Origin of the sequence: Acetivibrio straminisolvens JCM 21531 (assembly GCF_000521465.1) — a bacterium.
Taxonomy (GTDB): domain Bacteria; phylum Bacillota; class Clostridia; order Acetivibrionales; family Acetivibrionaceae; genus Hungateiclostridium; species Hungateiclostridium straminisolvens.
Genome location: NZ_BAVR01000110.1, coordinates 1 through 4,728, shown reverse-complemented (window position 1 = coordinate 4,728; position 4,728 = coordinate 1). Strand labels below are relative to the sequence as shown.

General features: G+C 32.2%; 6 protein-coding genes and 2 pseudogenes. 6 read left to right on the top strand and 2 right to left on the bottom strand.

Annotated features, from left to right (window positions below):
* Positions 1-198 precede the first annotated feature (198 nt).
* The gene (locus tag JCM21531_RS16600) at positions 199-621 is read left to right on the top strand and encodes a hypothetical protein (protein ID WP_038291487.1); all 423 of its coding nucleotides are present in this window, start codon (positions 199-201) and stop codon (positions 619-621) included.
* Positions 622-996: 375 nt separating this feature from the next.
* On the opposite strand, the pseudogene JCM21531_RS25215 reads toward JCM21531_RS16600, so the two are convergent.
* Positions 997-1,478 (bottom strand): annotated as a pseudogene (locus JCM21531_RS25215) (GtrA family protein).
* Between the two features lie 372 nt (positions 1,479-1,850).
* On the opposite strand from JCM21531_RS25215, the gene JCM21531_RS24700 reads away from it, so the two are divergent.
* From JCM21531_RS24700 to JCM21531_RS16575, 5 genes and pseudogenes are all read left to right on the top strand, one after another.
* Positions 1,851-2,021 carry a DUF4304 domain-containing protein gene (locus JCM21531_RS24700; protein WP_094184847.1) on the top strand — a complete coding sequence of 57 codons (171 nt, stop codon included), beginning with the start codon at positions 1,851-1,853 and terminating at the stop codon, positions 2,019-2,021.
* Between the two features lie 162 nt (positions 2,022-2,183).
* Positions 2,184-2,718, top strand: a pseudogene (locus JCM21531_RS24940) (RHS repeat-associated core domain-containing protein); the annotation flags it as partial.
* 251 nt (positions 2,719-2,969) lie between these two features.
* Entirely contained in the window at positions 2,970-3,362 is a 393-nt protein-coding gene (locus tag JCM21531_RS16585) for a hypothetical protein (RefSeq protein WP_038291485.1), read from the top strand.
* 21 nt (positions 3,363-3,383) lie between these two features.
* Positions 3,384-3,722: a hypothetical protein gene (locus JCM21531_RS16580; protein ID WP_038291484.1), complete on the top strand. Its 339-nt coding sequence runs from the start codon at positions 3,384-3,386 to the stop codon at positions 3,720-3,722.
* Positions 3,723-3,798: 76 nt separating this feature from the next.
* Positions 3,799-4,179, top strand: coding sequence for a hypothetical protein (locus JCM21531_RS16575; RefSeq protein WP_038291483.1), 381 nt, complete (start codon positions 3,799-3,801; stop codon positions 4,177-4,179).
* 357 nt (positions 4,180-4,536) lie between these two features.
* Here the strand turns inward: JCM21531_RS16575 and JCM21531_RS23195 are convergent.
* The coding region (locus JCM21531_RS23195; RefSeq protein WP_038291481.1) for a hypothetical protein at positions 4,537-4,728 on the bottom strand (192 nt) is incomplete at its 5' end.

Genomic DNA, 4,728 nt, shown 5'->3' with positions numbered 1-4,728 from the left:
TTATAAATATAATTACATTTAACTTAAGTCAAATATTGTCGTCACTAGCAAAGACTCAAGACATCTTCCATCCTGAAGTTTTTAAACTTGACATAACTTTGAATAGTTGTACACCTTCTGTTATATCAATGTATTAAGAAATTTTTGGATAAATACCAATTTTTGACGCTAGATAAAGTATGGAAGGGGAAAATTTCTATGATTAATGAAGTATTTCCAAAAAATGAAGTAATAGAGGCAATTATAAAAGATGTTGTTATTCCAATAATCAAACAACTTGAAGTTGATTTGGGCAAACAGATGTATGAATATTCTGTTTATCTGGGGGAAGATAAGATATTTTCAAAAATTATTAATTCGGAAGGTTGTGAGTGTTTTAGTGAAAATGCTCAACCTATACGAATAAGATTTAGGACAATATCACAACCTAACAAATTGAGATTTCATGTAGAAGGAGTATTCTCAGAAAATATTTCACCAGAAGGAACAGGTTTTTCAGGTTTTAATACAGATGGTTCTATTAATCTTAATGATTTAACGATAAAAAATCTGCATGGGTTGCTTGTTATAATGTATGGGATTGGAAAGGATGGAAGTTTTGAATATACTAAGATGAAATAATAACTTATCAAATCCTTAAAATTTGTGATCCACCAGAAAGGGTTGTTTCAAAATAAATTTTTGAAATAGCATCTTGTTTGTTAAAAAATGCAAAAGCAGGCGCAATAACCTGTATTTTGTTGTAAAATATATTTATCAATAAAAAATCTTATAAAAAGAATGCTTAAAGTTCTGTATAGTAAGAGAATGAAAATTCTCCTTCTTGGTAATAATTGCAAAATAATACTCAAGAAGGAAATTTTGCATCAATCTTATCAAAAGAACGAATAAAAAATAATTACGGACAATAACTTCCAAAGTGATGCATATGTCAGTGCGTACCTAAAGATATCTTTAAGACATTATTCAAGAACTGAGTCCTAATTTTTGGTACCCTTATACCTTTTTATCCTGTGACGGCTGATGTTGCTCCATATTGAATACGAAACGTTTGTCAAGATTATATTTTATAATATACCCGATGGTGAGACCTATTAAAGCACCTAAGTATTTGGCATATTGATAGTTGAAAATACCGTCAAATATAAGTTCAAAAGACCAAAATATAGCTGTTGTAAATACACCCATAAAGGAATACATGATAAATTTTCCGGTATCTTCTGATTTGCTTCTTGTCTTATAGTTGAAAATATATTTTTATCAAGAATATACTTTATTATCAACCCTACCAATGTACCCATAAAAATTGCGGTCATGAGGACAAAGTTAAAATTAAAAAGCCCTAAGATACTTACATTTTCAAAACTCTTCAAAAATGTAAGAGAATTAAATAACATAAGACACAGTTGTTGTGTTAAAAGATTTCCTATTGTTGATATTGCTGCAAATAGCGCATATTTTACAGTGAGCTTAAACAATTTAATCCCGCCAATCTTTTTAGTAGCCAAGTAGCAAAAGTATGCTATTTTCAATATGATTTTAGGCTGTTGACAGGTATTTGTCAATAAAGAAAAATGAATGGGACGGTGTCAATTTGTTGTAGGCTAAAAATTTCTGATTCTACCCAAATGTAAGTAGCCTAAAATATATGTTTTTGGCAAGTATAAATCCGAGTCCCCTGCTCCATTATTGAGATTTCATGGTTGAGTGTGTCCCTGTAACTTTGGCCTTTAAAAACAAGCAAATGACTATGGTGAACCAACCTATCAATAATTGCACTAGAGACTGTGAAAAAAATCTGTAAAATAACCTTTCTATGATAGAATATAAAATCATAGTAGGTATTATGAATAAAAAAATTTAAAAAAGTATTAACGGAAGTATTATCTGAATACGGATTTGAAATTAAAGGGAATATTTTTAGAGCTGAGACAAGAGAATTAATTGCAGTAGTAGCAACACAAAAGTCCAACTATGAAAATAGTTACTATATAAATTTGGGGTTTCTAATAAAGTTATAATGATGCCATAAATTAAGACAGGGAAAACGAAAAAATAAGATAGATTATTGAAAAGAGACAAGTTTTTACACCTGAGCAAAAATAGTGTTGGAAGTTCTTCCGGAAGAAAAAGCATTGACTGAAATTGCTTCCAAGTATGAAGTTCGCCCAGATACTGGTTAATCTATTGTTGAAAACATATATAATGCAGAAGGTTACAGGATAGGGAAAAAAGTTAACGGAACCTTGACAACCTATATATGAGTACGATAAGGTAGTGCTTGAACTGTACGGCAGCGGAAACGCCAACCGCAACGTATATGGATCGAATCTGCTTATGCGTACTGTAGGGGAAGACAGCTATTACTATATGTACAATGGACATGCGGACGTAACAGCACTGATTAATGTTGCTACAGGAAAAGTAGATGCTACCTACTATTACGACGCATTCGGCAATATCCTTGAGTCAACCGGAAATGTAGATAACAACATAACTTATGCCGGATATCAGTATGATGAGGAGACAGGATTGTACTACCTGAATGCGAGAATGTATGATCCGAAGATTGCAAGATTTTTGCAGGAGGATACATATACTGGAACACCGGATGATCCTCTTAGCTTGAACCTGTATACATATGTAAAGAATAATCCGCTGATATACTATGATCCGACAGGGCATTTGGAATCAAAAATATCATTGTGGGTATATGAGGAAGTAAAAAGAAAAGAGACTCAACAGGCAATAGCAGAAACGGAGAGATTAAAAAGAACTAGAGTTGGGTTTGATATTATAGAGTTTCAAAAAGAATTACAACGTATAAAAATGTATTGTATGTTGGATCAACTTAAAGCAGGCGTTATGGATACTGTAACGATGGTGGATTGGATGATTTCATCCTCTATGGAATTGCCGATTAGGTTGCGAATAATGGAGTATGCAACAAAAAATATTTTCCTAATCTTGTGAACGAATCAAGCTTTGAGGAAGAGATAATAAATAGTATATTAAATAATTATGAATATTCAGAGGAGTATACAATATATCAACTTCGTGAAATACAAAAAGCTAGACTAGAAGGATATACAGTAGCACGTATTGGTCAACTAGTAGTAGAATTTGCTCTATCGGAAGTATTATTGCCATCTGTATTTGGAAGAATGGGCGTATCATTGAGTGATGATGCAGCGAAAGCAACAAATAAGATGGCAGGGATGATAGACAATGTTGCGGATGACGCTGTAAAAATATCAAATAAATCTGCAGGATTGATAGACAATGCTGCAGATGATGTTTTAAAAGGTCGTAATAAAGGAATGAATCGGCTTGCTAAAGTGGGAGAAGGTGAAGGGACTTAAAAAAGAATTACAAAATCCGATTTGTTAAATCAACTTGAAGAGAAAACTATTCAATCAGATAAGATTGCTCGAGCGATTAAGAATGGCGATATTAAAGTAAATATATTGGGAGATGAATTATTTGATAGAGCTTTGGGTTCTGACATAGCATATCAGAGGGGCAATAATATTTATTTACGTAGTAGCAGAGCTACAGACATATTTAGTGATGCTGTTCACGAAGGAACGCATGCGCTTGACTTTATCAATAAATTTGGATATGACGGAGCAAAGAGTCAATGGCAATGGGAAAAGCGGCTTACTACTATGAACGCCAGTTTCAGATTGTTACAAATGGAAAGACTGAGTTTAAGACTTTGAATGATATGTTGTTTCATATATGGAGTAACTATTCATACGAAATTTATAATCCGTATAAAATGTGGGGTGAACCATAATGGTGAAATTGATAGAAGATATTTTAAATTATATTGCAATGCAAGAAGCATCTTCATTGTTAAAGAATGCAGAAAAAATGGTTGGAAAGCATTTATTGAGGATGATTTCAATTAATATTGCAGATTGGTTGAGATTAGAGAATAAACGCGATATTTGGATGAAGGAAGGGAAACGAAGTAAATCAAAACCATTGATACTTAATTATAATTATCCTTGGTGTCAAAATTTAAAACGCTTAATTGAGGAAGACGAATTCTTTTCAAAGACTTTTTCTATTGAAGGGAATGAGCTTTATTACAGTCTACACATGAGTAATGAAGATAGACAGAAAGCAAAACATTTAGCTGGCGAAAGATATGATCCTCCGTTAATGAGATAAGCCTCTTCAGACTTGGAAGGTTTAGTGAGAAGTATCTTTGCAATGAAATAAAATGAACTTTGAAAAGGGTGATGTCTTTCTGTAGAATTTGATAATGTGAATTACACGACAAGTAATCCCTATTCAAAAACGACAAGAGGTATCTAATATGAAATACATCTAGAATGAAAGGATAATAAAAATCACAGAAAAGACATTGACTATTGGGAAAGATCTAGGAAACAAGAGACAGCATTCAACTTCAAAGGCGTAGAATGCAGAAATCTATTGATATTTCACAACGATACATAATGATTTGTATGCTTGAAGGCTGGATAAAAAATTTGTTTCAAAAACGATGGATTCAAGGATGTAGTGTTATAAATGGAGCCTAGGAGAGATTATTGACTTGATTTTAGAAAATATATTGTTAATGTCAATTAAATTTAGGCCGAGGTTGTAAAATATTTTATGCAAACTTATAACTCCTTCTATGTTAAAGTATAAAATCATAGGAGGAGATTTTTTATAATGCTCCCCATTGTCAAGACAATTTTTTAGCTTTTCTAA